The 26,498-nt window shown below is 62.6% G+C and carries 26 protein-coding genes, 1 pseudogene and 1 other annotated feature; of the genes and pseudogenes, 10 read left to right on the top strand and 17 right to left on the bottom strand.

The genetic code is table 11. The features are described from left to right. Position 1: 1 nt before the first annotated feature. The 9 genes from ACT6Q8_RS06305 to ACT6Q8_RS06265 all read right to left on the bottom strand — a co-directional run bounded on the left by ACT6Q8_RS06305 (position 2) and on the right by ACT6Q8_RS06265 (position 7,757). The gene (locus ACT6Q8_RS06305; protein WP_444734905.1) at positions 2–1,072 is read right to left on the bottom strand and encodes a TerY-C metal binding domain-containing protein; all 1,071 of its coding nucleotides are present in this window, start codon (positions 1,070–1,072) and stop codon (positions 2–4) included. A 25-nt stretch (positions 1,073–1,097) separates the two neighbouring features. Beyond that, positions 1,098–1,733 (bottom strand): vWA domain-containing protein, encoded by a 636-nt coding sequence (locus ACT6Q8_RS06300; RefSeq protein ID WP_054167867.1) that lies wholly within the window; start codon positions 1,731–1,733, stop codon positions 1,098–1,100. 136 nt (positions 1,734–1,869) lie between these two features. Next, positions 1,870–2,508, bottom strand: coding sequence for a vWA domain-containing protein (locus ACT6Q8_RS06295; RefSeq protein ID WP_054167868.1), 639 nt, complete (start codon positions 2,506–2,508; stop codon positions 1,870–1,872). A 254-nt stretch (positions 2,509–2,762) separates the two neighbouring features. Beyond that, on the bottom strand, positions 2,763–3,404 hold the full coding sequence (locus ACT6Q8_RS06290) for a TerD family protein (RefSeq protein ID WP_444734904.1): 642 nt from the start codon (positions 3,402–3,404) through the stop codon (positions 2,763–2,765). 22 nt (positions 3,405–3,426) lie between these two features. Beyond that, positions 3,427–4,005 (bottom strand): TerD family protein, encoded by a 579-nt coding sequence (locus tag ACT6Q8_RS06285; RefSeq protein ID WP_444734903.1) that lies wholly within the window; start codon positions 4,003–4,005, stop codon positions 3,427–3,429. Positions 4,006–4,222: 217 nt separating this feature from the next. Further along, positions 4,223–5,185: a DUF475 domain-containing protein gene (locus tag ACT6Q8_RS06280; protein WP_444734902.1), complete on the bottom strand. Its 963-nt coding sequence runs from the start codon at positions 5,183–5,185 to the stop codon at positions 4,223–4,225. Between the two features lie 97 nt (positions 5,186–5,282). Next, entirely contained in the window at positions 5,283–5,801 is a 519-nt protein-coding gene (locus ACT6Q8_RS06275; RefSeq protein ID WP_444734901.1) for a tellurite resistance TerB family protein, read from the bottom strand. A 9-nt stretch (positions 5,802–5,810) separates the two neighbouring features. Further along, positions 5,811–7,142 carry a VWA domain-containing protein gene (locus ACT6Q8_RS06270; protein ID WP_054167873.1) on the bottom strand — a complete coding sequence of 444 codons (1,332 nt, stop codon included), beginning with the start codon at positions 7,140–7,142 and terminating at the stop codon, positions 5,811–5,813. Between the two features lie 36 nt (positions 7,143–7,178). Beyond that, a complete protein-coding gene (locus ACT6Q8_RS06265; RefSeq protein ID WP_054167874.1) occupies positions 7,179–7,757 on the bottom strand; it encodes a TerD family protein in 579 nt (192 codons plus the stop codon). A gap of 239 nt (positions 7,758–7,996) precedes the next feature. On the opposite strand from ACT6Q8_RS06265, the gene ACT6Q8_RS06260 reads away from it, so the two are divergent. Then, positions 7,997–9,022, top strand: a complete 1,026-nt coding sequence (locus ACT6Q8_RS06260) for an ATP-grasp domain-containing protein (protein WP_444734900.1) — start codon at positions 7,997–7,999, stop codon at positions 9,020–9,022. Here ACT6Q8_RS06260 and ACT6Q8_RS06255 read toward each other — a convergent pair. From ACT6Q8_RS06255 to ACT6Q8_RS06240, 4 genes are all read right to left on the bottom strand, one after another. Continuing rightward, positions 8,917–9,972 (bottom strand): HpcH/HpaI aldolase/citrate lyase family protein, encoded by a 1,056-nt coding sequence (locus ACT6Q8_RS06255; protein WP_444734899.1) that lies wholly within the window; start codon positions 9,970–9,972, stop codon positions 8,917–8,919. The genes ACT6Q8_RS06260 and ACT6Q8_RS06255 overlap by 106 nt on opposite strands. Positions 9,973–10,033: 61 nt before the next feature. Continuing rightward, complete coding sequence (locus tag ACT6Q8_RS06250) at positions 10,034–11,131, bottom strand: cysteine protease StiP family protein (RefSeq protein WP_444734898.1); 1,098 nt, start codon at positions 11,129–11,131, stop codon at positions 10,034–10,036. Continuing rightward, on the bottom strand, positions 11,128–11,871 hold the full coding sequence (locus ACT6Q8_RS06245) for a hypothetical protein (protein ID WP_444734897.1): 744 nt from the start codon (positions 11,869–11,871) through the stop codon (positions 11,128–11,130). Before ACT6Q8_RS06245 ends, ACT6Q8_RS06250 begins: the two co-directional genes overlap by 4 nt. Before the next feature lie 7 nt (positions 11,872–11,878). Next, complete coding sequence (locus tag ACT6Q8_RS06240) at positions 11,879–13,018, bottom strand: phosphoribosyltransferase domain-containing protein (RefSeq protein ID WP_444734896.1); 1,140 nt, start codon at positions 13,016–13,018, stop codon at positions 11,879–11,881. Between the two features lie 744 nt (positions 13,019–13,762). On the opposite strand from ACT6Q8_RS06240, the gene ACT6Q8_RS06235 reads away from it, so the two are divergent. The 8 genes from ACT6Q8_RS06235 to ACT6Q8_RS06200 all read left to right on the top strand — a co-directional run bounded on the left by ACT6Q8_RS06235 (position 13,763) and on the right by ACT6Q8_RS06200 (position 23,491). After that, a complete protein-coding gene (locus ACT6Q8_RS06235; RefSeq protein ID WP_156344574.1) occupies positions 13,763–15,064 on the top strand; it encodes a cytochrome c in 1,302 nt (433 codons plus the stop codon). Positions 15,065–15,086: 22 nt separating this feature from the next. Next, positions 15,087–15,554 carry a (2Fe-2S)-binding protein gene (locus tag ACT6Q8_RS06230; RefSeq protein ID WP_444734895.1) on the top strand — a complete coding sequence of 156 codons (468 nt, stop codon included), beginning with the start codon at positions 15,087–15,089 and terminating at the stop codon, positions 15,552–15,554. 70 nt (positions 15,555–15,624) lie between these two features. Then, positions 15,625–17,838, top strand: coding sequence for a molybdopterin cofactor-binding domain-containing protein (locus ACT6Q8_RS06225; protein WP_444734894.1), 2,214 nt, complete (start codon positions 15,625–15,627; stop codon positions 17,836–17,838). Continuing rightward, positions 17,835–18,536, top strand: coding sequence for a VIT1/CCC1 transporter family protein (locus ACT6Q8_RS06220; protein ID WP_444734893.1), 702 nt, complete (start codon positions 17,835–17,837; stop codon positions 18,534–18,536). The genes ACT6Q8_RS06225 and ACT6Q8_RS06220 overlap by 4 nt, the downstream gene beginning before the upstream one ends. A gap of 149 nt (positions 18,537–18,685) precedes the next feature. After that, a complete protein-coding gene (locus ACT6Q8_RS06215) occupies positions 18,686–19,378 on the top strand; it encodes a hypothetical protein (protein WP_054167883.1) in 693 nt (230 codons plus the stop codon). A gap of 398 nt (positions 19,379–19,776) precedes the next feature. After that, entirely contained in the window at positions 19,777–20,385 is a 609-nt protein-coding gene (locus ACT6Q8_RS06210) for a Crp/Fnr family transcriptional regulator (RefSeq protein WP_444734891.1), read from the top strand. 136 nt (positions 20,386–20,521) lie between these two features. Beyond that, positions 20,522–23,137, top strand: coding sequence for a cation-translocating P-type ATPase (locus ACT6Q8_RS06205; protein WP_444734890.1), 2,616 nt, complete (start codon positions 20,522–20,524; stop codon positions 23,135–23,137). Positions 23,138–23,266: 129 nt separating this feature from the next. Further along, the gene (locus tag ACT6Q8_RS06200) at positions 23,267–23,491 is read left to right on the top strand and encodes a hypothetical protein (RefSeq protein WP_444734963.1); all 225 of its coding nucleotides are present in this window, start codon (positions 23,267–23,269) and stop codon (positions 23,489–23,491) included. Here the strand turns inward: ACT6Q8_RS06200 and ACT6Q8_RS06195 are convergent. The 4 genes and pseudogenes from ACT6Q8_RS06195 to ACT6Q8_RS06180 form a co-directional block, all read right to left on the bottom strand. Then, positions 23,455–24,541: pseudogene (locus ACT6Q8_RS06195) on the bottom strand (IS3 family transposase). The gene ACT6Q8_RS06200 and the pseudogene ACT6Q8_RS06195 overlap by 37 nt on opposite strands. Then, positions 24,286–24,401 (bottom strand) — a sequence feature (AL1L pseudoknot). It overlaps the preceding pseudogene by 116 nt. Before the next feature lie 9 nt (positions 24,542–24,550). Further along, positions 24,551–24,682 (bottom strand): hypothetical protein, encoded by a 132-nt coding sequence (locus tag ACT6Q8_RS06190; protein ID WP_444734133.1) that lies wholly within the window; start codon positions 24,680–24,682, stop codon positions 24,551–24,553. A gap of 50 nt (positions 24,683–24,732) precedes the next feature. Beyond that, positions 24,733–25,050 (bottom strand): flagellar motor switch protein FliN, encoded by a 318-nt coding sequence (fliN, locus tag ACT6Q8_RS06185; protein ID WP_245924247.1) that lies wholly within the window; start codon positions 25,048–25,050, stop codon positions 24,733–24,735. 55 nt (positions 25,051–25,105) lie between these two features. Beyond that, entirely contained in the window at positions 25,106–25,627 is a 522-nt protein-coding gene (locus ACT6Q8_RS06180) for a mismatch-specific DNA-glycosylase (protein ID WP_054169301.1), read from the bottom strand. Positions 25,628–25,765: 138 nt separating this feature from the next. Between ACT6Q8_RS06180 and flgF the strand changes: the two genes are divergently transcribed. After that, positions 25,766–26,488, top strand: coding sequence for a flagellar basal-body rod protein FlgF (gene flgF, locus ACT6Q8_RS06175; protein WP_054169300.1), 723 nt, complete (start codon positions 25,766–25,768; stop codon positions 26,486–26,488). Positions 26,489–26,498: the final 10 nt, after the last annotated feature.

Below are 26,498 nucleotides of genomic sequence, written 5' to 3'. Positions count from 1 at the left end.
GTCAACCCTTGCCCCGGTTCACCGTGATCTCATCATCCGCCTGGGCGATGGCGTAGCTTCCCAACTTGCCGCACCAGGGACAGGTCCGCTCTCCCGGCCCTTCGATGCAATGCGCACCACCGCAAGAGCAGATCGCAAAGCCGATCTTCGCGACGCAGTGCGGGCACGGTGGCGAACCGACCAGCAGGTTTGCATCGATGGTCGGCGTGCCGCCATCCGGACCGGACATCTCGAAGAACGATTTGCGCAACGGATAGACATCGGCCAGCATGTAGCGGTCAGCATGGAACAGTTGGCCCAGCTTGTGGTCGCGAATGCCGATGTCATGCTCGCCGCGGTCGAACTTCATCAGGTAGGGCAACTTGCGTGTGGCACATTGGCCGATAATGACGGCATGGCGATCATCCACCTTCGGCGCCGGTACCTCCCCATCCTTGGCCAGGCTGACGCGCCGCATGCCCGCATCGGTGATGCCCTCCATCGGAGGTGGCCCTTCGGTACCGACAGACCTGCTACGGCTCTGGATGGATTGCGATATCCATTTCACCACCTTGGTGATGTCGGCGGCCTGCGCGGATTCGAAGGCCAGCACGTTCCCGGTCAGCCGGACCAGCGCCGCTAGATCCGCGTCGGCACCGATGGAGATGGCAACCATGGAGGCCTTGCGCCCCCATCCCGCGTTCCAGCGCAGGATGGCTTGACCGGGATCGTCTGTGGGTTTGCCATCCGTCATCAGGAAGACCAGCGGCTGCCAATCGCCCTTGCGGTCCGGCGTCGACCTGGCGACGGTGCGGTCCATCTCGCGCATCAGATGGTCCAGCGCCCTCCCCAGCGCCGTCCCGCCGCCCAGTGGCAGCTCCGGCGCGTTGAACTCGCCAAGCTCGGTCAACTGGGTCACGGTGCGCGCCGCGCCGGCAAAGGCGACGACGCTCAGATACACGGTTTCAAGGGCATGCGGATCGGAGCGAAGCTCACGCACCACCAGGGACAGTCCTTCTTCGAGCTTGGCAAGCTTCTCGCCCACCATGGATTCTGAGACATCGAGCAGGAAGAAGATTGGAAGGCGCCTCATCTCATTTCTCCTGGCTGTAACTGGATCAGGTAACAACCTGAAGTTCAGGCGGCGGGGGCGGCAGGTCCACGGCGGCTGACAGACCCTGGCTGCGGTTGCCCCTGGCCACGGCGGCTGAAACCCAGCTGAAGAACTGGCCGAAGGAGGCGCTGTCCATGGTGTCCAACGACACCACCGTGGGCGTCAGCTCCAGCAGATAGGACAATTTCGCCTTCGGTCCCGCCGCGCACCCGACGATATTGCCGAACCCAAGCCCCTTCACGACAGGGATGGCGTCCTGGTACGCGGCAATGTCGGAGGGACTGCCATCGGTCATGACGAACAGCAACGGCGCCCAGTCGCCCTTCCTGTCCGCGCTGTTGCGGGTCACCTCATGTCGCACCTGCTCGATCAGCGTCTCCATGCCCAAGCCCATGTGGGTCACCCCGCTTTCCGGTGCGACGATATCCGGCAACTGGAGCAGATCAACGGGCGTCAACGGCATCAGCACGTCCGCGCTCCGGTTGAAGGTGATGATGGAGACCCAAACGGACTCCAGTGCGTGCGGGTCCTGGCGCAGGGCGCTGATCATCGCGCGCAGGCCCACATTCACGGCCTGGATCGGCTCTCCCCGCATCGAGCCCGACGTGTCAAGCAGCAGGTAGACCGGCAACCTTCTCATTCCCACCTCCCCAGCGTCGCATCATCCGACCGGCGCAAAGCACCAGGACGGCATTGGATCTGTCCTGATCGATGCCGTCCTTGCCGCTCTCCGGAAGCCGGTAACCGGCGGTACTGTTCAAGCCATGCCAGCCGGATCAGAAGACGGTATTGATTTCGGGCGGCGGCGGCGGCAGGTCCTTCAGGCTGCTCCCTTCGCCTCCACCTGTCTCGATGCGCTGGCTGGAGACGGAGATGGAGGCCGACACCCATTTGAAGAATGCCGAAATGGTGCCCTTGTCCGCCGTCTCCAGCGAAATGACGGACTCCGTAATCTCGCGCAACACCGAGGTGTCGGCATCCGCGCCCGCCGCACAGGCGATGACATTGCCCACCTTGACCGTGCGGAACCGTGCCAATCCGGCCCGCCAATCGTCGGTGGGCTTGCCATCGGTCATAATGAAGACGATGGGCTTCCAGTCGCCCTTGGAGGTCGGCGTGGTCTTCTCGACCTCGGCTTCGATGCGTTCAGCCAGCAAGCCCAGGGCGGCACCCATCGGCGTTATGCCATCGGCGGCGATCTGCGGCAGGTTGATGGCCGAGATTTCCGTAAGCGGCACCACCTGCCGCACTTCCCGGCCATAGGTGATGACACTGAGATAGGCCGTCTCCAGCGCTTGTGGATCCTGGCGGAGCGTGGATAAAAGGACATGAAGGCCATTCTTGATGGCCTCTATCGGTTCCCCGGTCAGGGAACCCGACACGTCTATCAGCAAATAGACGGGCAGGCGACGCATTGGCTTCTCCCTCGCAACGCTCCGGATCAGCGGAGCCATGTTGTGGATACCGAAACTGGTACAATTCACGACGGTCGGAAGGCGTGTCAGACGTTCGCGTACGTGTCGCCTGGGCAGACTTGCCGTCCCCGAACAGCTTGCTGAGCAAGGAACCGGCGGAAGGAGGCTCCTTGCTGCCATCCTTGAACACCGCCGGACCATCCATGCTCTCATTCAGTACAAGGCCCTGGCGGGTGAGCCACGGCCTGCCAGTATCAGCCGATATTCACGCCGTAATTGACGGCGAGGGGACCCAGGCCGCCGGCGAAGCCCTGGCCGATGGCCTTGAATTTCCATTCGCTGTTGTGGCGATAGAGTTCACCGAAGATCATCGCCGTTTCGGTCGATGAATCCTCGGACAGGTCATAGCGGGCAATCTCGGTGCCGCCTGCCTGGTTGACCACACGGATATAGGCTTTGCTGACCATGCCGAAATTCTGCCGGCGGGTATCCGCCTCGTGGATGGTGACGGAGAAGGCGACCTTGGTCACGTCTACCGGAACCTTGGTCAGGTCGATCTTCACGGACTCATCGTCGCCATCACCGGCACCGGTCCGGTTGTCACCGGTATGCTCGACCGAGCCATTGCCACCGATCTTGTTGTTATAAAAAACGAAATCAGCGTCCGAACGGACTTTCCCCGTTTCATTGAGCAGGAATACAGAAGCATCCAGGTCGAAAGCAGCACCATCCGTCGCCCGGGCATCCCAGCCCAGGCCGACCAGAATTGCCGCCAGGCCTGGGGCCTCCTTGCTCAGGGAAACATTGCCACCTTTGGAGAGAGAGACGGGCATCTTCGCAGAACCTTTCCGTTGCAGGCCGTCGACCGCTGTTGATCGGCGTCGGCTGAGTTTCAAAACACATGTTCCAGGCTTGGCATCAGCCGATATTCACGCCATAGCTGGTTGCAAGGGGCCCCAAGCCACCGGCGAAACCCTGGCCCACGGCGCGGAACTTCCAATCGCCGCCATGGCGATAGAGTTCGCCGAAAATCATCGCGGTCTCGGTGGACATGTCCTCAGTCAGGTCATAACGAGCGATCTCACGCCCGGTCTCCTCATTGACGACCCGAATGAAGGCCGATTGGATCATGCCAAAATTCTGCCGTCGGGCCTGCGCATCATGGATGGTGACGGCAACCGGGATCTTCACCACGGATTCAGGAACACGCGCCAGATCGACCCGGAGGGACTCGTCGTCGCCTTCGCCGGCGCCCGTCTTGTTGTCGCCAGTATGCTCGACCGCACCGCAGGGGCTTTTCAACTGGTTATAGAAGATGAAATCCGCGTCGGAGCGGACTTTGCCGCTCCCAGCCAAAAGAAATGCGGAAGCATCGAGGTCGAAGCCCGCGCCGTCTGTCGAACGCTCGTCCCAGCCGAGACCGACGAGAATCTTCCTGAGACCCGGCTCCTCCTTGCTGAGGGAGATGTTGCCGCCCTTGGAGAGATTGATCGCCATTTTCCACTCCTTGCGCTTTCTTTGGTGTTTTCATCGGGAGGGGAAACAAGTTGCACCGGAGCCAGCCGGAGCGACATCCGATCCCGGATCGACGGCTATTCAGCAGCGGCCGTGCCGGCTTCCTTCCCCTCGCCGGCCTCCACCGCCGCCTCGGCACGGTTGTGACGAACGGAGGACCACACTGAAAAGCCGATGAAGGTGGCGCCGATCAGGCCTGTCAGCACTTCCGGATATGGGTCAGGGTCTGCGCATACATAATGACCGCAAGCGCCAGAATGGCCCAGAACGCTCCATGCTCCAGGTAGCGGTATTCGGCCAGGGTTCCCTTATCGACCAGCATGATGGTCATGGAGCGGACATAGAAGGCACCGACACCCAGGCCGATGGCGATGATGAACAGGTTGTTTGAGAGCGCAAAAGCGCCGATCACACCGTCGAAAGAGAAGCTGGCGTCAAGAAGCTCCAGATACATGAAAGAAGCAGCGCCCGACTTGTATGCACCCTCCATCGCTTCCTGGCTTGCCTCCATGTAGGTGCCGACACCCTTCACGGCCAGGAAGCTCACTAGGCCCAGGGTGCCCGCCACCATGAACTCATGCGCCTGGTCACCAAGCGCCAGGCTCAGGCCATAGATGGCTAGCAGGACGATGACGATCTCGATCGCCTCGATGCTCGCGGCCTTGGAGAATCTGCTTTCGATGAGATGGAACCAATGGGTGTCCTTTTCGGCGTCGAAAAAGAACTTCAGACCGACCATGAGCAGGAACGTGCCACCGAACGCAGCAATGCCGACATGGGCGTCGGTCAAAATCTGAGCGTACCGTTCCGGTTCCCTCATGGCCAAGGTCACAGCCTCGACAGGGCCCAGACTGGCCGCGATGGCGACGATTAGCAACGGGAACACGATCCGCATGCCGAACACCGCGATGAGGATGCCCCATGTCAGGAACCGCCGCCGCCAGACCGCGTCCATGTCCTTGAGGATGGTCGCGTTCACGACGGCATTGTCGAAAGACAGGGAAATCTCCAGGACGCAAAGGACACCCACGATGAAGGCGGTGCCCAGCGCGCCCAGAACGGTTCCGGTGGCGGTGTAACCGATATAGCCACCCGCGAGCAGGCCGATGGCCGTGAAGGCGAAGGACCAATGGAAATAGCTGAGGGTCGATCTGGACGACATTGGGTTTCCCGCAAGTAACTGGAGATCGGCCGGATCCGTGTCCTGGCCATCGCGTCATAGCAAGGTCCGGCAAGGCGAACCCAGCCGGACCCAGGCATCAAATGCCGAATTCGGCAGGATCCACCCCGGCCGCGGCCGCGATCTTGCGCGCAACCTCGCGTTCCTTCGGATCAAAGACCCCGTCGGCGTTGGCGACCGCCAATACCACGCCAACCACCACCCGAGCCTCGGGCTTGTCCCTGGTCCTGGAAACCAGCGCCAGCGCCTCTCCCTCACCGATGGTCCGGTCGAACTCGAACTTGCCGACGATGGCATTGAAGCTATCGATGACCTTCTGCAGGTCGAACACCCGCAAAACGTCGGAATTCTGGATGAAGCCGATCATCTTCTGTTTCTCCGCCGCCGAGATATCACCGTCGGCAGACGCCATCATCGCGCAACCCGCTGTGACGGCGCGCATGAAGGCGTCATTCTTGAACTTCACAACCTCATCGGCCAGGCCCTTCTGAAGGGAAGCAGCATTGACTTTCAGACGATCCCAGAAATTCATCCTAAACTCCCAAATACAGAGATCGGAAATTCCATGAATACCCATGATGGGCTGTAGAAATTCCATAAAACATTCTCAAGACCTGAAAAGACCGGCGTCGTGTGCATCTTTCTGCCATGAAGGGAACTCCTCCATCAGAAGATCAAACATTTGCTCGTCGCTTGGACCGGACGGATCATCAACCGCGAAGAAGTTGGCGTTGTCCACCAATCGACCCGGCATATCGTCCAGATAAGCCAGGAAATCGAAGCCCCTTGGCAGGCGGCCCGTCTTCTTCCCGCCACCGAACAGACCGCCGGAGGACCGCTCGCCGATGGCCATGAAGTTCCAGTGGATCGGCTCGCGCGATGCTTCCAGGATCATCTTCTCCGACAGGGCACGGTCCTCGGTGCCGCCATCCGTGACGAACATCACATAGATCGGAAGCTGTCCCCAGTCGGGCTGGCGGGAATAGAATTCACGGATCCGGCGCATGACCCGACCGTACCGGGTGCCGCCTTCCAACCCGTACTGCCGCAGCATGTTCTGGACGAATCCGCGATAGCTTCCCACATTCAGAGAGCCGTAGTGATGGTCGCCTTCGCCGAACAGGAAGACGTCGATCTCCCCGTCATCATCGAAACGGTAGGCGACCGCCATGGCGCGCTCGACGAAATGCTGGACCTTCCCGGAACGGTAAAGGCTCTGCATCGAACCGGAAATGTCCAGCACCAGCGCAACCTTGGCCCGGTCGGTGACCAGCCGCTTCTTCTCAAGGCTGACTTGTACCTTCTTTACCAGGCTGACGAGTTGGGGGTCCTTCTTCTCAAGGCTGACCAGCTTCTTCTCAAGTTCCACACGCCCGGCCTCGGTCTTGGATCGGTGCGTGTCGCCGGGGTCCGGCGGCGGGGTCCGGGCCGGGGCATCATCCACGACGATGCCGAAATGCCGGGCCAGCGGGGCAAGGCCGCCCGCGAAGCCCTGGCCGACAGCCTTCATCTTCCATTCGCCGTGGCGACGGTAGAGTTCACCGATGATCAGCGCCGTCTCCGACATGCCGGCGGTCGCCGCATCGTATCGGGCAACGCCCGCCACCTCCATGAAGGCTGCGGTTGCCTTTCCAAAATTATGGCCCGTCCCCTCCGCCTCGTTAATCGTGATAGCGAAGGCGACCCGCTCCACACCGGCGGGCATGCGGGCAAGGTCGATCATGAACCGGCCATCAACCAGCTTCACGCAGCCATCGCCGGAAGCGGGCTGGTTGTAGAAGATCATGTCGTCGTCGGACCGGACCCTGCCGCTCGGACCCAATAGGAAGGCCGAAGCGTCGACGTCCAGATTGCCGATGCGCGTCGGCGCCCAGCCAATGCTGACATACGCCTGCGGCGCCGGAATGGCGACATTGCCGCCTTGGGTCAGGGCCTTCATGTGCTGCTTGATCTCTCGCCGGATGCGGAATGACGATCAGACGTGACGGCGGATACCGTCCATCATGTCATCGAAAGTGCGGCCCTGCCCCGGCTCGCCGATGGCGATCATCGACCAGCCGGAACCGTCCCGATAGACCTTTGCCATGATGATCCCGGTGGCGTTCTGCCCACCGGACAGATTGTACCGGGCCAGTTCCTTGCCAGTCCTGCGGTCGACCATGCGGCAGAAGGCGTTGGCAACCTCGGCGAAGGTCTGGCCGCGAAACGAGTTCACGATGAAGACCAGCGTCTGCACGTTCGCGGGCAGTCTGGTGAGGTCGACGGCGATGACCTCGTCATCGCCATCGCCGTCACCGGTCAGATTGTCGCCGGAATGGACGACTGACCCGTCACGCGACTGAAGCTGCCGAAACCAGACCACGTCCAGCCTTGAGCCCGAAGCATCGAACAGCACACAGGACGCATCCAGGTCGATGGAATTGGCGCCGCCACCAAAGCCGAAGAAGCCCTTCTTCTTCACGGCATCCCATCCCAGCCCCATCGCCACAAGCGCCAGCGAGCCGCCGGCCTGCTTTTCAAGGGATACCTTATCACCCTTTGCTAACGAAACCATAACCTCTCCAGTCAACACCATCTCAAGGGTTCATATTAGTATAATTTATCTCTTTATATGGAGTTTATGATATCAAAACTCTCCCTTCAATCAGAATCACATTAAATTGACGATATTTAATTCTATGACATATAGTGATAACAAATTTACTAATACACTAATAAACAGAATAATTATTTGAAGCAGCTCTACAGCAAGGAAGCGCCATGGATGTGTACCGCCCCCTTCAATGAATGGTGATGAACATGATCCCGGAAACTCACCGCGTCTGGCTCAGTCGCGGCCTGTCGAATGTGACCGATGTCGCCCGCACCACAGACCGGGCTGGCCGCTTCGAGATTCTGGTCAGTCATACCGAGCCGGACTTTCCCGGTTTTTCCTTCGCCGACCGCCACTGGGTCGAACCGGAAGGGCTGTACGGGCGGGAGGACATGTTCGCCGACTACGCCCTGCTCAGGTGCCAGGAGATGGATGTGCGCCTGCTCTGGCCCGGAAAGGGTGCGCCGCAGGTAATGGCGAGACGGTCGGCATTCGAAGCCGCGGGCATCCGTACGCTGCTTGCCGGCGATGCGGACACCTGCAAGCTGCTGGACGACAAGGCGGCCATCTACCGCGACCTGGAGGGCACTGGTCTGCCAGTTCCGGAGTGGATGGAGTTTTCCACGCTGGCGGCGTTCGACGATGCATGGTCGGCGATGCGGCCCTGCGTTCCCTCCCTGTGCATCAAGCCGACCGTTTCCATCTTCGCGCTGGGCTTCCGCAGGATCGTGGAAGATGATGACGAATGGGGCCGCTTCGTCTCCAACGATCAATATAGGATCGGCCTCAATGAGTTCCGGCGCATCCTGTGTGGCGTGCAGAAGCCCCGCGCCTTCATACTCATGCGTACGCTGGAGGGCGAAGAGCGGAGTGTGGATTGCATCGCACATAACGGCCGCCTCGTCGCCGCGGTCTCCCGCGTGAAACGTGGCCGGACCCAACATATCGAGACGGACCACCCGGCCATCGCGATCGCACGTGCGCTCGTGGAGCGCTACGCACTCAATGGCGTCATCAATGTGCAAACCAAGGACCACGAGGGCCGGACATACATCCTGGAAGTGAATCCGCGCATGTCGGGTGGAATGATCTATAGTTGCCAGACTGGCCTCCATCTTCCCTATTGGGCCATGATGCTGGCGCTTGGCAATGCATCGCCAGAGGATGTGCCCCAACCCTCCAATGGCGTGGTCGCTCCCATCCAGGGCGTTGTCCGGATGGGCTGACGCAAGGGTGACCCAGGTATGGCCCGAAGCCCGTCCTCGCATCGCGGCAATCCGGCGACGATGCCGTAGAGGCTGGCGCGTTCCAGAATTGCCTGCGCGACCTTGCGATGCGTGGCCGGTTCGCACATCGCGCCATGCATCCTGAAAACCGCCGGCGCATCCGGCCGTAATATCCGGGCGGCCATTTCCACCTCCTCGGGTTCAACCGCATACTGGTCCTCGATGACGCCGACCTGGGATGGGTGGATCGCCGTCTTGCCGAACAGCCCATGATCCAGGTCCTGCCGGACCTCGCGCCTCAGCACCTCGGGATGGTCGATCACCTCGCAAACCGGGGCGGTCAGGTTGAAGCCGTGCGGTTTGAAGGTCGAAGCCAACATGGCTATGGTATGGCCGATCCCCGTCTCATAGATGGTCCGGCTTGGCGAGCGGCGAACACCCAGCAGGTTGAAAAGATCGTTGCCACCGATGCGCAGCGCCAGGATACGCGACCGCACGGCGCTGTCCGACATGCAGTCGCGCAGGCGGCGCATCTCTGTCGCGTCGAATGCCTCAGCCGTCTCCAGCGTCGGCATGATGACGAACGGGCCGTCATGGCCGGAGATCAGGGCAAGATAGCCGCCCAGATTGGTCGCCGTGATCTTGGGCAGGACAAAGCCGTCGATCCTGCTGATACCGCGCATCTGGAGTACGCGGCCCATGATATGCGGGTTACGCACCCGAACGAAGCGGAGCAGCCCGGGCGAGGTCTGCATTCCTGGCAGGGCATTTTCGAGGTTGGCCAGTGCCTGGCCCACATCGTCGGTCCGCACCGCATCCTCGGTGCAGAAGATGACCGAGCGCACGGTTTCCAGCTTCTCGCGATTGGCGATCTGGAGAAGATCGTCGCGGGTCGCGGGGACATACAGGGATGCGCCAAGGCGGAGGTGGCGATTGTCCTGGGCTTCCACTATTGGCTTGCTCCTGTTCCTGCGGCCTTCGGGGCCTGTCAATTGTCGCTCGGCGCGGGAACTAGCCCTCACCCATGGTCTTGATGACTGCGGCGGCCCGATAAGGGGGCGCCAATGTTGGGTCCACGACCACGGGCACACCGCGGCTGCACGCAAGCTGCATCAGGTGCGCCACGTCGTGATGACCGGGGTCCCGGACGATCAGGGCCTCCGGTACACGGCGCAGCAGTGACCGCGTGGCCTCGCCAATATCTGGTTTGACGCGATTACGGTCCGTCACACGGTGGCGTTCCATGCAAGAGGTCATGAACAAGGCGCAGCCGGCCCGTCGTTCAGCCAGCCCGGCGGGGTCAAGAGCGGCCGGAAGGCACGTGGCATCGGTAAGCGCGTCCAGCATCGGTACCGTCACCTCGTCCACGAACCGGCGGGAGATGTCGTGCGGTGCCAGTTCGCCATGGTAGACGCAGGCATGGAAGTCGCCGGGACCGACATGCGAGGCGTTCAGCACCGTGCGGCTGACAAGGCCCGAGACGATGGCGTTCAGCACGGAAGAGGGGATCAGGTAATCCTCGGAGGTGGCCGACAGGCCCGCGACCCCGGCCAGGTCGGCGACGACCGCCAGCGACGCGTCCACGTCCGACCCGCGCGCGGCGTTGTAATCCCCGACGCGGCGGTTCAATTCCGCAGTGATGGCCCCCTTCCCCGTCCAGCCATCCACGAACACCACGGATCGGTCGCCATGCGCGGCCACGATATGGTCCAGGGCGACCTCGTCGATGCCGCGATCACGGATAATGGAGACGGAATAATGGAAGACCTCGCGACCCAATGCCCGCAGGGCGCGCCGCAGCAACACACCCACGGGCGTCCCAGCACGGGCCAGGCTGGCCAAGGCGATGACGCCACCCCTACGGGCCGAAATCTCCTTGGCCAGTGCCGCGACATCGCGGGCGAAACGGTCCCGGTTGCGCCGGAACGCGGCCCAGAACAGCCCCATATAGGACGGGTCCGGGGCCTTCTCCACACCAAGCATCTCCGAATAATGGCGCCGGCCCGACTGGATCAGGCGTTCCCTGGCTTCGGTCTCCGTCGGTTGCATATCGACCGCCTTCAGCAGGAAGATCACGTCCGCGGGAAGGTAGCTGCCGGAGAAATTCATCGGGCGTGCCCCTTCACCGCATCGAAAACCTGCGAATGGGCGGTCGGCATGATCGCATAGTCGCACAACGCCATGAAGGGCAGGTCGGTGAAGCTGTCCCCGACGCCCAGCGTCAGGGTCGCATCCATGCCCACATTCTCTAGGTACCAGCGCACGGCATTGGCCTTACCCAGGAAACCCGGCATGACGGCAAGGTTGTTGCCGTTCAGGTGCAGGTACCAGCCGTCCGGCAGACCGCGCCCGAGTTCATCCGCCACGCCGGCGAGGCTGTCATGCTCATGGGCGTTATGCTTGACGGAAACATAGAGGCCAAGGCCCGCATCGGACACGACGGAATGACGGACGTCCGCTCCAAGAGCTGCCGCGATGCGGGCCACCTCGGCGACGATCCCCTCCAGCGAGGAACGCTCGCGCCGGACGCCGTCCGAAATGACGGAATGCCAGCGCGGTTCGGGCCGCCCGTCGGGGCCGATCAGCAGGCCGCCAAAGGAACAGATGGCATGCTTGTACGCCAAGCCGAGGCTGACCCGCCGGAAAGCGGCCTCGTTGCGGCCCGTGGTCGGCACAGTCACGGCGCCGCTGCCCAGCACCTGCGACATGAACCGCTCCTGCCGCGCGCTCTGAAAGGAGAGCGGCGCTCCCTGGCGGTCCACGGCCGCCACCCGTGAGCGGTCCGGTCCAGCCTTGCGGTCACTGTTGAACAGCGTGTCGTCGAGGTCGACGAAAACATAGACGGTCATCGCGCCCTCAGTAGCAGACGATGTCGGCACCAAGCGCCGCCACCAGTTCGGGATCGGCGGAATGGGCCGGGGTCTCCAGACACAGCACAACCCGCTCGTACCTGCGGTCACGTACGTTGTAGAGATAGTTCGGGATGCCATCGCCGTAATTGTCCCGGAAGGTCAGGACGCTGCCGATGGCGTGGCCGAGCATGATGGGGGACCGTGTGGTGGCCTGGCACCATGCATCCATGCCCCGTGCCTCCAATTCCTCGGCAAGCCGGAACGGTGCCCAGACGAACTCGCCGCTGCCGAGGATCAGCGCGTTCTGCCCGGCCCGCAGGCCAAGCCGGTCGGCCAGTTCCGCCGGAGCGCACGGGTCGCGGCGAACGCCGAGACGACCGTGATTGGGAAGCAACATATCGGAACGGGAACGCCCGTCGCCCTCCAGGTCCGGCATGGGGATGGCGGGAGCGTCGGGGTTGGGCTTGAAACGGTACTCCCCCTCCAGGATGGATACGAAATCGGTGCGCATGCCGGCCTCATCCTCCAAGATCGCCTTTGCCCGACCGCCGCTCCAGTCCGTCAGGACAACACAGACCAGACGCTCGACCCCGGTGCAGAATCCACGTGCGGCGCGGATGAAGTTGGCGAAGGTCCTGCCCGTGCTGGCCTCGTCATCCACCAGCACCAGCGTGCGGGCCGCGCGCATCAGGCTGGCATCGGTAGGATCGACCGGGACATGGACATTGTGACCCGTGGCATGGCTGTGCTCTTCCCGGAACATGAAGGCGGGGGCGGCATCGAGCGCATAGCGCGTGGTGTGCACGAACAGCGCATCCCCACGACCGCTCCGGCGCACCCATTCGTCGAAGACCCCCGTACCGATGCAGATGGCCGTTTCCGCCATGCCGATGAACAGCACCGGACCCGGCAGGTCGTCGGCGATCGCGGCAGCGAGATCGCGATAGGTCTGGCGCATCACCGACGGTTTCACCGGGATATGGCGACCGAGCACCTTGGAGACGAACAGGAAGCCACGCTTCGGGTTGCGGCGGGCGGCGAAGCCGCACACCATCTCTAACGGCTCCAGCGATCTGTGGACGGAAACCTCCAGATCACCTGCCGCCAGGGGGATGGCGTAAACTTCGGCGTTCATATCGGACATGGGCGCCTTCCCAAAACAATAGGCGCCCGAGGATTGCAAGAAGTAGCCAATTTGCGAACAATTTTATCTCTCCATTATGGAGAATTTTTCTTTGTTTATATCCGTAAATTGTGATTTGACTGCAAATAATTCATCTTTTGATTAATCTTTTAATCAACAAACACCTAATGGAAACATCACAATAACATTATGATGGATGCCAGCCGCAAAGCCGGGGTGAGCCTGTTTTGCGGTCATCCGGAAACAGGTCCTAGGGTCCAGACTCAATCAGAGAGCTGGTCCCGCCAGCATCGATAAGGCGAACCTGGACGATGCCGCCTGGTATGCGCGCCGTCGCAGCGGCTGTCGCGCAACGCTACGCCCAGACCGCACACGTGACCATCATGGTCGAGGGGCTGGGCGATTGGCGGTGCCTATGTCGCCGCAATAGATGACCTGCATACCCTGTTGGGCAACATCAACGATGAGGCCGTCGGCGACAGGCTGGAACGCAGGCTTAAATCCCCTATGCCGACGGTTGGATTGGCGCATCTGCACCGCACGCATTCCGACAGGCTGAAGGCGGCATGGGTCCGCTTCGAAACGCTGTCGCCACCATGGGCCGCGCCTGACACCGCCCGAGCTGGGTAGTTTCCGATCCTATGATGCTGCGGTCTGCCACGCTCAGAATGAAGGCGTGCGTGCTCACCATCAGCAATGGCTGAGGCGTCAGATTTGTCCTCTGGATGTCGAAAGGCGAAAACCTTGGACAAGCGCCTGCTGGCCGGCCTGTCAATGGCGGGGCTCCTGATCCTGGGGGGATGTGTGGCGCTGGTATGGCGACCGGGCATCGAGCCAGTCCCTCCACCAACTGCCGCCAGCTTCGCCCCCGCTGAGGTTGCGCGGGGGCAGGTCTTGGCCGCTGCCGGAAACTGCGCTGTCTGCCATACATCTGATCCGGGCCATCCCTATGCCGGTGGTGTCGGTTTCGCATCATCGTTCGGCACGATCTATTCCACCAACATCACGCCAGATGCGGCGACCGGTATTGGTCGCTGGTCGCAGGCTGCGTTCACGCGGGCCATGCATGAAGGCGTGGCCCGCGACGGCAGCCATCTGTTCCCCGCCTTTCCTTATGATCATTTCACCAAAGTCTCGAACGGTGATCTGGAAGCGCTCTATGCCTTCCTGATGACACAGACGCCGGTCGTCGCAACAGACAGGAAGAATGACCTTCCGTTTCCGCTCAATATCCGTGCGCTGCAGGCCGGCTGGAAGCTTTTGTACTTCAGGCCAGGCCGCTACGTGCCAGATTCCGCCAGGTCACCAAGCTGGAACCGCGGTGCCTATCTTGGTGAGGGTCTGGCACATTGCGCAGCCTGCCACAGCCCACGCAATGCGCTTGGAGCCGAAGACCCCCGGCAGGCGTATGGAGGCGCCGTTGTCGATGGCTGGATCGCGCCTGCCCTGACCGACGCCAACCCCTCTTCCCAGATATGGAGCGAACAGGAGCTGTTCGCTTATCTGCGCAGCGGGGTCACCGACGCGCATGGATCAGCGGTGGGACCCATGTCATCCGTCGTCCATGAGGGACTGTCCGCACTGCCCGACGGGGATATCCATGCTATTGCGGCCTACTATGCCGATCTGAGCCAGGGGACGGCACGCCACGTCGGCAACTCAGCGGGCATCGACCGCAGCATAAAGACATCTGACGTGGGCGTCGGTCAGGTCAACGATGTCGATGCACGGCTCTACGTCGCTGCCTGCGCCGCCTGCCATTACAGCAGCGGTCCAGACCCAACCGCTCAGCGTCCTGACCTGGCGTTGAATTCGGCTCTCCGCCTCGACCAGCCCACCAACCTTATACAGGTCGTCCTGCATGGCGTAGGCGCGGCCGAAGGCGACCCCCTTGTGATGATGCCCGGCTTCGCAGGCGCGCTCAGCGACGCGGATATCACACGGCTGATCGCCTATCTGCGTCGCACACGAACTGGCCTTCCGCCCTGGGCCGATGTTGAACCGCAGGTGGCAATGATCCGTAAGGCCCGCACGCAAGCCCCATGACCTGCCGACAGGAACCGCCAACATGGTGTCTTTCCAACTGAATGGCCGCCCGGTCAATGTGAGCGCGCAGCCGGACACGCCCCTGCTCTGGGTGATCCGCGATGAGATCGGCCTGACGGGGACGAAGTTCGGCTGCGGCATCGGCCTGTGTGGTGCCTGCACCGTGCATGTCCAGGGCCGGGCCGTGCGTTCCTGCATCGTCTCCGTCGGATCGGTGTCCGGCGCGGCCGTGATCACCATCGAGGGGCTTCATCCGGACGGAAAACACCCTTTGCAGACGGCCTGGATTGATCGCCAGGTCCCGCAATGCGGCTATTGCCAGTCAGGGCAGATCATGCAGGCGGCCACCCTGCTCCAGGATTTCCCCGATCCCACACCAGACGACATCACGGCCGTGATGAATGGCAACCTGTGCCGCTGCATGGCCTACATCCGCATCCGCGCAGCGATCCTGCTGGCAGCCGACATGTTGCGCCGGGGGGAACGCTGATGAAAAGATTTGGGCCGGAACGGTCGGAACGCAGCGCGGGTTCCTGATTGCCGCATCCGGCGTCGGGATCATGCTGGGATTCATCCCCGCGCGTTTGGCGGTCGGCGCGGAAAGTCCCCTTTCCGAACCCCAAGCCCTGTTCGAGCCGACCATCTGGTACGCCATCGATCGCCAGGGCCGGGTCGCCGTCAACATCATCCGTGCGGAAATGGGCCAGCATGTCGGTACCGCCCTGGCGCGGATAATCGCTGAGGAGTTGGAGGTCGACTGGGACCAAGTAACCATCAACCATGTGGACAGCGATCCGAAATGGGGGCTGATGGTCACCGGCGGCAGTTGGTCCGTCTGGCAAAGTTTCCCGGCGATGAGCAGGGCTGGGGCGGCGGGGCGTCTGGCCCTGGTGGCGGAAGGGGCCAAGCTTCTGGATGTCGATCCGGCGACCTGCATAGCGCGATCCGGGGCCGTCCATGCCGGTACAAGGGCGATAACCTATGGCGAGATCGTCACCCGTGGCGACCTGCGCCGGACCTTTTCGGTGGAACAGCTTCAGGCCATGCCCATCAAACCAGCAGCCGACCGCCGGCTGATCGGCCAGGATGTGGCGGCGTTAGATATCCCATCGAAGACCGATGGCACCGCCGTTTATGGCATCGACGCCACGGTCCCTGGCTTGGTCCATGCCCGCCCCAAGCTGCCGCCGACACGCAATGACAGCAAGGTCGTGTCCATCGACGATAATGCGGCCAGGGCAGTGCCCGGCTATATCCGCAGCGTGGCGCTGGAGGATCCCTCCGGCACCGTTCCCGGCTGGGTGATGGTTTTTGCCGACAGCGTCACCGCCGCCGAGCGCGCCACCGATCTGGTCAAGGTCGTGTGGACCGTCGGTCCGTCGGCCAAGGTGTCGGAAAAAGATATCCAGGACCATGCAGCCCGACTGATCGCCGATCCGAAAGGGGGCGCGCTGGTCGTCGATGATCCCGGCCTGGATGCCGCTTTCCAGGCCGCCGGATCGACGCTGGAGCGCACCTATACCACCAGCAGCGCGATGCATTTCCAGATGGAGCCGGTCAATGCGCTGGCGTTCGAGAAGGACGGGCTGTTCGAAATTCACACCGGCAACCAATGGCAATCCCTGATCCTGCCGACCCTGGCCAAGGCTCTGGGGCGGCCGGAGGCGACGATCATCCTGCGCACCTATCTGCTGGGCGGCGGGTTCGGGCGGCGGCTGAACGGCGATTATGCGGTACCGGCAGCCCTGGCGGCCCAAACCATTGGCCAGCCGGTGAAGATGGTGCTGACCCGCGCTGATGATATGCGCTTTGATTCATTCCGGTCGCCATCAGTCCAGACCCTGCGCATGGCGTTCGATGGGGGAGGTCTGGTGACGGCGATGGACCATCATGCGGCGGCAGGCTGGCCAACGGAGGTCATGGTTCCAGGTTTCATGCCCAAGGCCAGCAATGGCGTCGCCTACGATCCCTTCGCCATTTCCGGTGCCGACCATTGGTACAATGTGGGGGCGCAGCGGGTTCGGGCCTTGTCGAACGATTTGGCCAACCGCTCGTTCCGACCGGGCTGGCTGCGATCCGTCGGGCCTGGATGGACCAACTGGGCGGTTGAGAGCTTCATGGACGAGGCGGCGTTGGCCGTGGGTGTCGATCCCCTGGTTTTCCGTCTTCGCATGCTGGACGGGACCGGCCGGAACGCCGGGTCACCCCCAAATGCGGTTGGCGGCGCAAAGCGGCAGGCCGCAGTCCTGGCAGCCGTGGCCCAACGCGCCGGATGGGGGACGGCCTTACCAGCGGGGTCGGGCCTCGGCATCGCCACCACCTTCGGCCAGGAACGTGACATGCCGACATGGGTTGCCTGCGTAGCGCGGGTCAGAGTTAATCGCACCACCGGCGACGTGGTTGTGGAGCGGCTGACCCTGGTCGCCGATGCTGGCACGGTCGTCCACCCCGATGGGGCCCTGGCCCAAATGGAAGGAGCCGCTTTGTGGGGATTGAGTCTGGCCCTGCATGAGGGGAGCGAATTCAGCAACGGCCAGATCCGCGATACCAATCTCAACAGCTATACGCCGCTGCGCATGGGTGATGTCCCTGACCTGGACATCGCCTTCATTCCCAGTGAAGAGGTACCGACGGGCCTGGGCGAACCCGCCACCACCGTTGTCGGCCCCGCCATCGGCAATGCCATTTTCGCCGCCACCGGCGCGCGGGTCCGCCATCTGCCGATCCGACCAGCCGCCATACTGGCCGCCCTGGCATCGGCATCCCCGCGATGAGCAGGCTGCGGCTGCATCGGGAAAGACATAACAGCGATGGCACAGGATGGCTGCGGGCAGCGGTACTGGGTGCCAATGACGGGCTGATCTCCACCGCCAGTCTTGTCCTGGGCGTGGCGGAGGCGGCGGCAGACCATCAATCCGTCCTGATCGCCGCCGTCGCCGCCCTGGTCGCCGGGGCCCTGTCAATGGCGGCGGGTGAATATGTTTCCGTCAGTTCCCAGGCGGATGCCGAACAGGCCGATCTGGCGCGGGAGGAAAGAGAACTGCGCGAAGACCCGGTCGGCGAACATGCGGAGCTTGCCTCCATTTATGAATCATGGGGCCTGCGCCGTGAGACGGCAGCGGAGGTTGCCGAACAGCTGATGACAGAGGATGCGCTGGCAACGCATGCCCGCGACGAGCTTGGTCTGTCGCCAACAGTCCGGGCGCGACCGATCCAGGCGGCTCTGGCTTCCGCCGCCGCGTTCATTGCCGGTGCCGCCGCACCGATCATCGTGGTGGCGGTCACCCCGCATGCGGTCCTGGTTCCTGCCCTCTGGGGCGCTTGCCTGTCCGCCCTGCTAATGCTGGGCGTTCTGGCAGCGCGTGTGGGCGGTGCCAGCCCGTGGCGCGCGGGCATCCGTGTGGTGTTCTGGGGTGCGGTGGCGATGGGGATCACGGCCACTATTGGCGATGTCGTCGGTCATGCGGTTTGACGGTCCTGTGAGGGGGAGGACCCAACCGATCACCATGCGTAGATTCCGCCCCTGCCGGACGTTGTTATGACGACATAGCCTTAACTGCCCGTTCGCTTTTGAAAGTCGACATCATGTCCCACCATTCTCCAGCCCCCGCATCCCCGCCATTGACCAATGCCTATGCCGCCACCACGGGGCAGAACCGACGGACCCTCGAAGCCATTTTCCGGCATCCGGTTGCGCATAATCTGGCCTGGAGGGATGTTGTCGCCTTGTTGACCGGGATCGGTGACATTGATCACCGACACAGCGGCGAATATTCACTGCATGCCGGTGGAGAGCATATTCGGATCGACCGTCAACATGACAAGGACGTGACGACCGACAATCTCATCAAGTTGCGGCATCTGCTGACCCGAACGGGCTGGGCACCCGATGCGCCACCCCTTCATCCGGCACATCCTTCACCCGCCACGATCATCGTCATTGATCATGTCGATGCCAAGGTGCTGACGCTTGCCGGGTCAGAGGATGATCTGCCCTCAACATCGGCCCAGGGTGAAGAACTTCACCATTTCGTTCATCATATCAAACGTATCGGATCAGACCGCGACCGCGAGGAGACCTTTCCCGGCGACACGGAGTTCTTCTCGCGCGTGGCCGACGCCATCGGTCACCAGGGGCGTATCGTGCTGATCGGCCACGGCAAGGGTCAGAGCAACGAGGCGCACCATCTGTGCAATTACCTTCAAGCGCACAATAAGGACGCCTATGCGCGGATTGCCACCACGCTGGTAGCGGACCTTTCGCATATGACGACGGCGGAGCTGCTGCAACTCGGGCGGAAGGCACTGATGTGACCCGGCATCGCCGGCAGATGCAACAGCATCGTAAACCGTGTTGTTCGCTCGACCAGCGCACCAATGGCGGAACTGTTCACAGACCTTTGTTAGGTTTAACTGGCCTGGATCAGCGTAAACGCTCTGCTGCCGGCCCAGGGGTTAAGGGTCAGGGGCGGCATGGTCCGTTCTAACGGCGCGTATAGCGCACCACGAAAGGATTGGCCTCGGGTGATTGCCCCGCACACGCCCTTCGCGCGCAAGCTGGGAGCCTTTGTCGCCCTCTCTGACATGGAATTGCGGCTACTTGTACTTGACCAGTTGCACAGCCGTAGCCGGTCCTTCCAGGCGCGGCGGGACATGATCCATGAGGGCCAGGTCGAACGGTCAGCCTATATCATATCCTCGCCTCGGGCTGGGTGTGCTCCTACAAGCTCCTTCCGGGTGGCACGCGCCAGGTCGTCGACGTCCAGATTCCGGGCGATTTTCTGGGTTTGCGCTCAGTTCTTTTCCGCACAGCCGGCCACAATATCGAGCCGATCAGCCGGGTGCAGGCCTCAGAGGTTCAGGTTCGTGATCTGCTGGAGGCCTTCCAAACGGCACCCCGGCTGGCCGCGACGTTGCTATGGGCTGCCTCTCGCGATGAAGCGATGGTTGTGGAACACCTCGTTGGCATCGGGCGGCGCGATGCCAAGCAGCGGATGGCGCATTTCCTGCTGGAACTCGGCGCGCGGCTGAAACTTGTGAGGCTTGCGTCAAACGATGGCTACAATTGTCAATTGACGCAATACCTGCTGGCCGACGCCCTTGGCCTCAGCGCGGTTCACGTCAACCGAGTTCTACGCGAACTGCGCGAGGATGGGCTGGTCACATTTCAGCAAGGCAAGGTCACCTTCGGGGATTTTGACGGCATGGTGGCGTTTTCCGAGTTCGACCGGCAGTACCTTGATCATGACGGTCCGTTGATGACGGGACCCGGTGGCAGCCCCTCCGCTGTCCAGGTGCTCACCGCCATGACAGGCCCGTAAAGACGGAGGGGAAGCGGAGCCTCGGCGGGGCCATCATCGCGTTCCTCTGGTCGGTTTTGCCGGCGCAACGTCCAGCCTGAACAGGACAGTCGGCGTTGATGCAGGTCAGTGCGGGTCAGGCCCGGGACATGCGAGCATGATGAGCGCGGCAGACCACGCCAACCAGGTGAAGGTAAGCATGACACACTCTGCCACGTCCTTTCCCGTCGGCCTGACCAAAGAGGAGGCGACGGCCCGGATTACCGCCGAGGGACCCAACGAGCTGCCAAGGGCGAGACGGCGGTCGCCCTTGCGGATCGTTTTCGATGTGCTGCGCGAGCCGATGCTGGCGCTGCTGCTGGCCGGGGGTGTGGTCTATCTCTTGCTGGGCAGCCGGGAGGAGGCGCTGATCCTGCTGGCCTTTGCCTGCCTGTCGGTCAGCATCACCGTGGTGCAGGAGGCCCGGACCGAGCGTGTGCTGGAAGCCTTGCGGGACCTTACCAGTCCGCGCGCTTTGGTCATACGCGACGGCCAACGCCAGCGGATCGCGGGACGCGACGTGGCACGCGGTGATGTGATCGTGCTGGCGGAGGGCGACCGGGTGCCCGCCGATGCGGCGCTGATCGAGGCGCAGGACCTTTCGGCGGACGAATCCCTGCTGACGGGCGAGGCTGTGCCGGTGCGCAAACTGGCAGGCACAGCGACGGAGGCCAGACCAGGGGGCGAGGATCAGCCGATGGTCTATTCCGGTAGCCTGATCGTGCGGGGCACCGGGATCGCTTGCGTGACCGCAACGGGCGCCGCCAGCGAGATCGGCCGTATCGGCACCTCACTCGGCTTGCTGGGGACGGAGACGCCGCACCTGCAACTCCAGATGCGCAAGCTGGTCGTTGTCTTTGCCGCCGTGGGGACGGCTGTCAGCATGGCTGTTGTGGCGCTTTATGGTCTTTTGCGTGGTGGGTGGCTGGATGGGATACTCGCCGGGATTGCCGTCGGCATGTCGATGCTGCCCGAAGAGTTTCCGATGGTGCTGGCTGTCTTCATGGCGATGGGGGCTTGGCGGATTTCCAAGGTGCGGGTGCTGACACGGCGGGCATCAGCCATCGAGACGCTGGGCGCGGCCTCGGTCCTGTGTACCGACAAGACCGGCACCCTGACTGAGAACCGCATGACGATTGCCGAATTGCGCTTGCCCGATGGCACGGTGGCCAAGGTCGGCACGGCCTTGCCCGATGCGTTCCGCGAACTGGCGGCGGCGGGGGTGATGGCGTCCGCCCCCGAACCTTATGACCCGATGGAAAAAGCCTTTCACGCCTTGGCCAAGGCCGACCTTCACCCCGGCGAAGCCCTGCCCGGTGCGGCGCGGCAGCTCGTTCGCAGTTATCCCCTGTCGCCCGGGCTGCTGGCCATGTCGCAGGCATGGGCGGCGGGTACAGGCTGGCAGATCGCAGCCAAAGGCGCACCCGAAGCGATGGCGGTGCTGTGCCGGTCGGACGATGCGACCGTCGCAAGACTGACAGCGCAGGTTGATCAGATGGCCCGATCGGGCCTGCGCGTGCTGGGCGTCGCCTCGGCGACGCATCAAGGCACCCTGCCCGACGATCACCGCGATTTCCGCTTTCGGTTTCTTGGACTTGTGGGCCTGGCCGACCCCCTGCGCGCCTCGGTCCCCGACGCTGTCGCCCAGTGCCGCAGCGCGGGCATCCGGGTCATCATGATCACCGGCGACTACCCTGCCACCGCTCAGGCCATCGCAACCCAGGCGGGCTTGCAAGGCGATCGCGTGATCACAGGGCCGGACCTTGCCGCCATGACGGATGCTGAACTGGCAATCGCGGTGAAGGACATCATGATCTTCGCCCGCATCCTGCCGGAACAGAAGTTGCGCATCGTGACGGCACTGAAATCCGCCGGCTGCGTGGTGGCGATGACCGGCGACGGCGTGAACGACGCGCCGTCGCTCAAAGCTGCGCATATCGGCATCGCCATGGGTGGACGGGGGACGGACGTAGCGCGAGAAGCCGCCTCCATCGTGCTTCTAGACGACGATTTCGGGTCCATCGTCACCACCGTGCGCCTCGGTCGCCGCATCTACGACAACCTGCGCAAGGCGATGAGCTTCATTCTGGCCGTTCACGTCCCTATCGCGGGGTTGGCATTGATGCCGCTGCTGTTCGGCCTGCCGATCCTGTTCGGGCCCATGCACATCGCCTTCCTGGAGATGGTGATCGACCCCGTCTGCTCCCTCGTCTTCGAGGCCGAGACGGAGGAGAAGGGTATCATGGCTCGGCCCCCGCGTCCGCCCGCCGAACCGCTGTTCTCCGGCCCCACCATCGTCTGGAGCCTGGTGCAAGGTCTGCTGGCCCTGGCCGTGACAGCGACGATCTTTGTCCTCGCCCCGGACTATGGGCTGACGACCGATCAGGTGCGGGGAATGACCTTTGCTGCCCTTGTCTTCGCCATAGTGGCGCTGATCCTGGTGGATCGGTCGCAGTCCACCTCGATTCTGACGGCGATCACACGCCCGAACCGGGCCTTGGCTGTGGTGCTGCCCATTGTGGTCGGCTTGCTGACCGTCACCCTGTTCTGGCCGACCGCCCGCGAGCTGTTCGGCTTTGCCGCACTCGATCCGATGCATCTGGCTGTGCCGCCGCTGGCGGGCCTGACGGTTCTTGTCGTGCTGGAGTTGATCAAGCCCATCTGGCGCTGGGCGGTTCAGCGCGGCAAGGCGGCGGCTTTGGCTCTGCCGCCCGGAAAACAGGCGACCCACTGATCTGGGGTAGCACGGCTCGCCCGGCATCGCCGCATCCTGTCGCAGGTTCGCCAGGGTCTATTCCGTGCCGACCGTGAACCACGCCACCATTCCCTGGCTATCGCAATCCTTTTCACAAGGGAGCGTACCATGCCGATGACAGTCCTCCTGCTGTTGTCCACCCTCACCCTCGCCCTCACCCTCGCCCGCGGGATTCTGGCCGTGCCCGCGTTCGCGGATACCAGCAGCCTGACCATCGCGAGCGAGCGCTATCTGGCAGGAGATTCGGTCAGTTTGTTTGAACCGCGCCGAGTTTGGCGGTGGCTTGAATTCAATATTTACGCGGCCACGGCTTTAGTTTCCAGAGCTGCGTAGAAGTTGGCCTCGGCTTCCGCGGGCGGAATGTTGCCAGTTGGCTCGAGCAGTCGGCGGTTGTTGAACCTGTTGACCCATTCCAGCGTGGCGTATTCGGCGGCCTCGACGCCGCGCCAGGGACCGCGACGGTGGACGACCTCAGCCTTGAATAGCCCGTTGATCGTCTCTGCCAGGGCATTGTCGTAGCTGTCTCCGACGCTGCCAACCGAGGGTTCGATACCGGCTTCCGCCAGCCGCTCGGTGTAGCGGATGGACAGATATTGAGACCCGCGGTCGCTATGATGAACCAGTCCCATGGCCTTGGCCGGGCGGCGGGCATGGACGGCCTGTTCCAAGGCGTCGAGCACGAACCCCGCCTGCGCTGAGGCGCTGACGCGCCAGCCCACGATTTTGCGGGCATAGGCATCGATGACGAAAGCCACATAGACGAACCCTTTCCAGGTGGCGACATAGGTGAAATCCGACACCCACAGCCTGTGGGGCGCGGGTGCACGGAACTGCCGGTTCACCTTGTCCAACGGGCATGGGAACTTCTTGTCGGTGATCGTCGTTCTGTGCGGCTTGCCACGGATGAGGCCCTGGATACCCACGCCCTTCATCAGCCGGGCGACCGTGCAGCGGGCAACATCGAACCCCTCGCGCCCCAGCTGCCGCCAGATCTTCCGCACGCCATAGACCCGCCAGTTCTCCTCGAACACGCGGCGGATCTCCGGTCGCAACGCCGCATTCCGGCGCGCCCGGTCTGACAGCTTTTCTGGAACGGACCGGCCGGCAAGATGATTGTAGTATGTGGACAGGCGATCGGCAGAACCCTGCAGATCGGCTCGCCCCTGTGCGCATCGCGATGCGCATCGATGAACGACACCATCACTTCGACTGGCAGTCGACCTCCGACATCGCAAAATATGCTGACGCCTTGCGCAGGATTTCGTTCGCCTGGCGCAGCTCACGGTTCTCCCGTTTCAGCGCCTTCATCTGCTCGGCCATCTCGGTCGGGATGCCAGCACCGCGCCCGCTGTCCACCTCGGCCTTCCTGACCCAATCGTTCAGGGTCAGCGCCTAACAGCCGATCTTTGCCGCGATCAATAGGATGGCCTGCCAACGCGAGCCATGCTGGCCCTCGTTGTCTAATACCAGCCGCACCGCGCGTTCGCGAACCTCAGGCGAAAACTCGTTCGTCGCCTTGCTCATGAGGCTCCATCCTACTCAAGAGTGGGCGCCTCCGGCAAACTCGCCGCGGTTCAGTTATTGATGCGTGCGAATTCTCGGAAGGTGACGGCGATCTTGTCTTCGACAATCGTCACCTCACCCCGTGCCACCATGCGGCCAGAGACAACGATATCGGAAAGGTCGTCAATCTTGCGGTCCAGTTCCACGATAGCGCCACGGCCCAGCTTCAAGAGATCGCGCACGCGGATATTGGACGTACCCAGCACGACACTCATCTCCACCTCCGTGTCATAGACGGCGGAGATTTCCTGCTGTTCGGGAAGCGCGCGAACGGAACCGCCGCTGGCCATTTCGCCGAACATGGCATCGATATCGTCCTGATCGGGCATGTTCATCTTCCCTGAAAACAGCTTGTTGAAAGGATTCTAGCACGCGGAAAAGGGTTCAGCCAATGCCCGTAGCAGCCAAACCGCGACGCGCCTCCACAAAAGCCGCCGCCTCCCGCCATGGCCCAAGGTCAAAGCTGGCCCGCGCCTGCCCTGATGGCGAGGGCAGAACGAAAAGCGCAATGCCTTCCCAATCTTCTGGCTGCCGCCCCCATGGGATCACCGCCCTGGGTCCAAGGAACAGGCGCGCGCCATTCTTGCTGGTGAAGGCGATGGCAGCGGGGCGATGGGCTCGCATCTTGACCATGAAGCCCGGAATGTCGAAGCCGTCCGGTGTCAGGTCCACATCATTGCCGATCTCCACCTTGTTCAGATCGGTCAGGCCCAGGCCCAACTCGTTCATGCGGATGAAGTCAGCAGCCCGCCAGCCATCCGGCACCAGACCGATACGGACCAGTGTGGGCCAGAACGCGTTGCCGGGATTGGCATAGTAGGCGCCCTTGGCGGCGGACACGCGCGACGGGGCCGTTCCGCAAAAGACGAGGTGAAGGCCTGAGGCCAGGATATCGGGCAGGATCATGATCCCGGCATTATTTGCCGCCCCCTTCCCCGGCGCAACCGAAAAGGGCGGATTTCCGCCACTTACCCTGACTTGGCACGCTGTTTGCTTTTAATCCTGGCAAGCAACGGCCCCTGGCCAGCATGAGGAATTCGAGCGATGGAAAATTCACTCTACATCACCCTGTCCCGCCAGGAAGCCCTGCGCCGGCAGTTGGACGTGGTGTCGAATAACATCGCGAACATGAACACCACCGGCTTCAAGTCGCAGCGCATGCTGTTCCTGGAATATCTGGAGCGTCCCGACCGTCAGGGCGACCGGATGAGCTTCGTTCAGGATTTCGGTCTGCAGCGCAATGTCGACGCCGGCCCCATCACCGTGACCAACAACGAACTGGATGTCGCCTTGCGCGGTGACGGTTATTTCGCTGTCGAAACGCTGACCGGCACCCGCTACACCCGTGGCGGCGCCTTCCAGCTGAACACCAACCGCGAGATCGTGGACCGCTCCGGCCTGCCGGTGCTGGATACCAACAACCAGCGTATCGTCATCCCCGCCGACGCCACCCAGATCCATATCGCCGGCAACGGCGCCGTCACCACGGAGCAGGGTCAGCTGGGTCAGTTGAAGGTTGTGACCTTCGCCGATGAGCAGCGGATGATGGAACTGGGCGGTGGTCTGTATGAAGCCAACCAGGAAGAAATTGCCGTCGATCAGCCCCAGATCAGCCAGGGCGCCATCGAAGGCAGCAATGTTCAGAGCGTGGTGGAGATGACGCAGATGATCGATGTCCTGCGCACCTACCAGAGCGTCCAGAAGATGATCGACACCGAACATGAACGCATCCGCGGCGCCATCGGCAAGCTCGCCCGCGTTCAGTAATCCAGCCAGC

It is taken from the genome of Niveispirillum sp., from assembly GCF_052437035.1.
Lineage (GTDB): Bacteria > Pseudomonadota > Alphaproteobacteria > Azospirillales > Azospirillaceae > Niveispirillum.
Note: the sequence above shows the minus strand (reverse complement) of the source record. Positions and strands in the feature narration are given on the sequence as shown.

What these genes read in the sequence shown, in the direction of transcription:
- ACT6Q8_RS06180 (WP_054169301.1), bottom strand. Translation starts at nt 25,627, where the DNA reads ATGATCCTGCCCGATATCCTGGCCTCAGGCCTTCACCTCGTCTTTTGC.
- ACT6Q8_RS06300 (WP_054167867.1), bottom strand. Translation starts at nt 1,733, where the DNA reads ATGAGAAGGTTGCCGGTCTACCTGCTGCTTGACACGTCGGGCTCGATG.
- ACT6Q8_RS06275 (WP_444734901.1), bottom strand. Translation starts at nt 5,801, where the DNA reads ATGGAATTTCTACAGCCCATCATGGGTATTCATGGAATTTCCGATCTC.
- ACT6Q8_RS06240 (WP_444734896.1), bottom strand. Translation starts at nt 13,018, where the DNA reads ATGTCCGATATGAACGCCGAAGTTTACGCCATCCCCCTGGCGGCAGGT.
- ACT6Q8_RS06295 (WP_054167868.1), bottom strand. Translation starts at nt 2,508, where the DNA reads ATGCGTCGCCTGCCCGTCTATTTGCTGATAGACGTGTCGGGTTCCCTG.
- flgF (WP_054169300.1), top strand. Translation starts at nt 25,766, where the DNA reads ATGGAAAATTCACTCTACATCACCCTGTCCCGCCAGGAAGCCCTGCGC.
- ACT6Q8_RS06245 (WP_444734897.1), bottom strand. Translation starts at nt 11,871, where the DNA reads ATGACCGTCTATGTTTTCGTCGACCTCGACGACACGCTGTTCAACAGT.
- ACT6Q8_RS06265 (WP_054167874.1), bottom strand. Translation starts at nt 7,757, where the DNA reads ATGGTTTCGTTAGCAAAGGGTGATAAGGTATCCCTTGAAAAGCAGGCC.
- ACT6Q8_RS06225 (WP_444734894.1), top strand. Translation starts at nt 15,625, where the DNA reads ATGCTGGGATTCATCCCCGCGCGTTTGGCGGTCGGCGCGGAAAGTCCC.
- ACT6Q8_RS06250 (WP_444734898.1), bottom strand. Translation starts at nt 11,131, where the DNA reads ATGAATTTCTCCGGCAGCTACCTTCCCGCGGACGTGATCTTCCTGCTG.
- ACT6Q8_RS06220 (WP_444734893.1), top strand. Translation starts at nt 17,835, where the DNA reads ATGAGCAGGCTGCGGCTGCATCGGGAAAGACATAACAGCGATGGCACA.
- ACT6Q8_RS06285 (WP_444734903.1), bottom strand. Translation starts at nt 4,005, where the DNA reads ATGGCGATCAATCTCTCCAAGGGCGGCAACATCTCCCTCAGCAAGGAG.
- ACT6Q8_RS06190 (WP_444734133.1), bottom strand. Translation starts at nt 24,682, where the DNA reads ATGAGCAAGGCGACGAACGAGTTTTCGCCTGAGGTTCGCGAACGCGCG.
- fliN (WP_245924247.1), bottom strand. Translation starts at nt 25,050, where the DNA reads ATGCCCGATCAGGACGATATCGATGCCATGTTCGGCGAAATGGCCAGC.
- ACT6Q8_RS06270 (WP_054167873.1), bottom strand. Translation starts at nt 7,142, where the DNA reads ATGAAGGCCCTGACCCAAGGCGGCAATGTCGCCATTCCGGCGCCGCAG.
- ACT6Q8_RS06200 (WP_444734963.1), top strand. Translation starts at nt 23,267, where the DNA reads ATGCCGATGACAGTCCTCCTGCTGTTGTCCACCCTCACCCTCGCCCTC.
- ACT6Q8_RS06305 (WP_444734905.1), bottom strand. Translation starts at nt 1,072, where the DNA reads ATGAGGCGCCTTCCAATCTTCTTCCTGCTCGATGTCTCAGAATCCATG.
- ACT6Q8_RS06260 (WP_444734900.1), top strand. Translation starts at nt 7,997, where the DNA reads ATGAACATGATCCCGGAAACTCACCGCGTCTGGCTCAGTCGCGGCCTG.
- ACT6Q8_RS06205 (WP_444734890.1), top strand. Translation starts at nt 20,522, where the DNA reads ATGATGAGCGCGGCAGACCACGCCAACCAGGTGAAGGTAAGCATGACA.
- ACT6Q8_RS06230 (WP_444734895.1), top strand. Translation starts at nt 15,087, where the DNA reads ATGGTGTCTTTCCAACTGAATGGCCGCCCGGTCAATGTGAGCGCGCAG.
- ACT6Q8_RS06280 (WP_444734902.1), bottom strand. Translation starts at nt 5,185, where the DNA reads ATGTCGTCCAGATCGACCCTCAGCTATTTCCATTGGTCCTTCGCCTTC.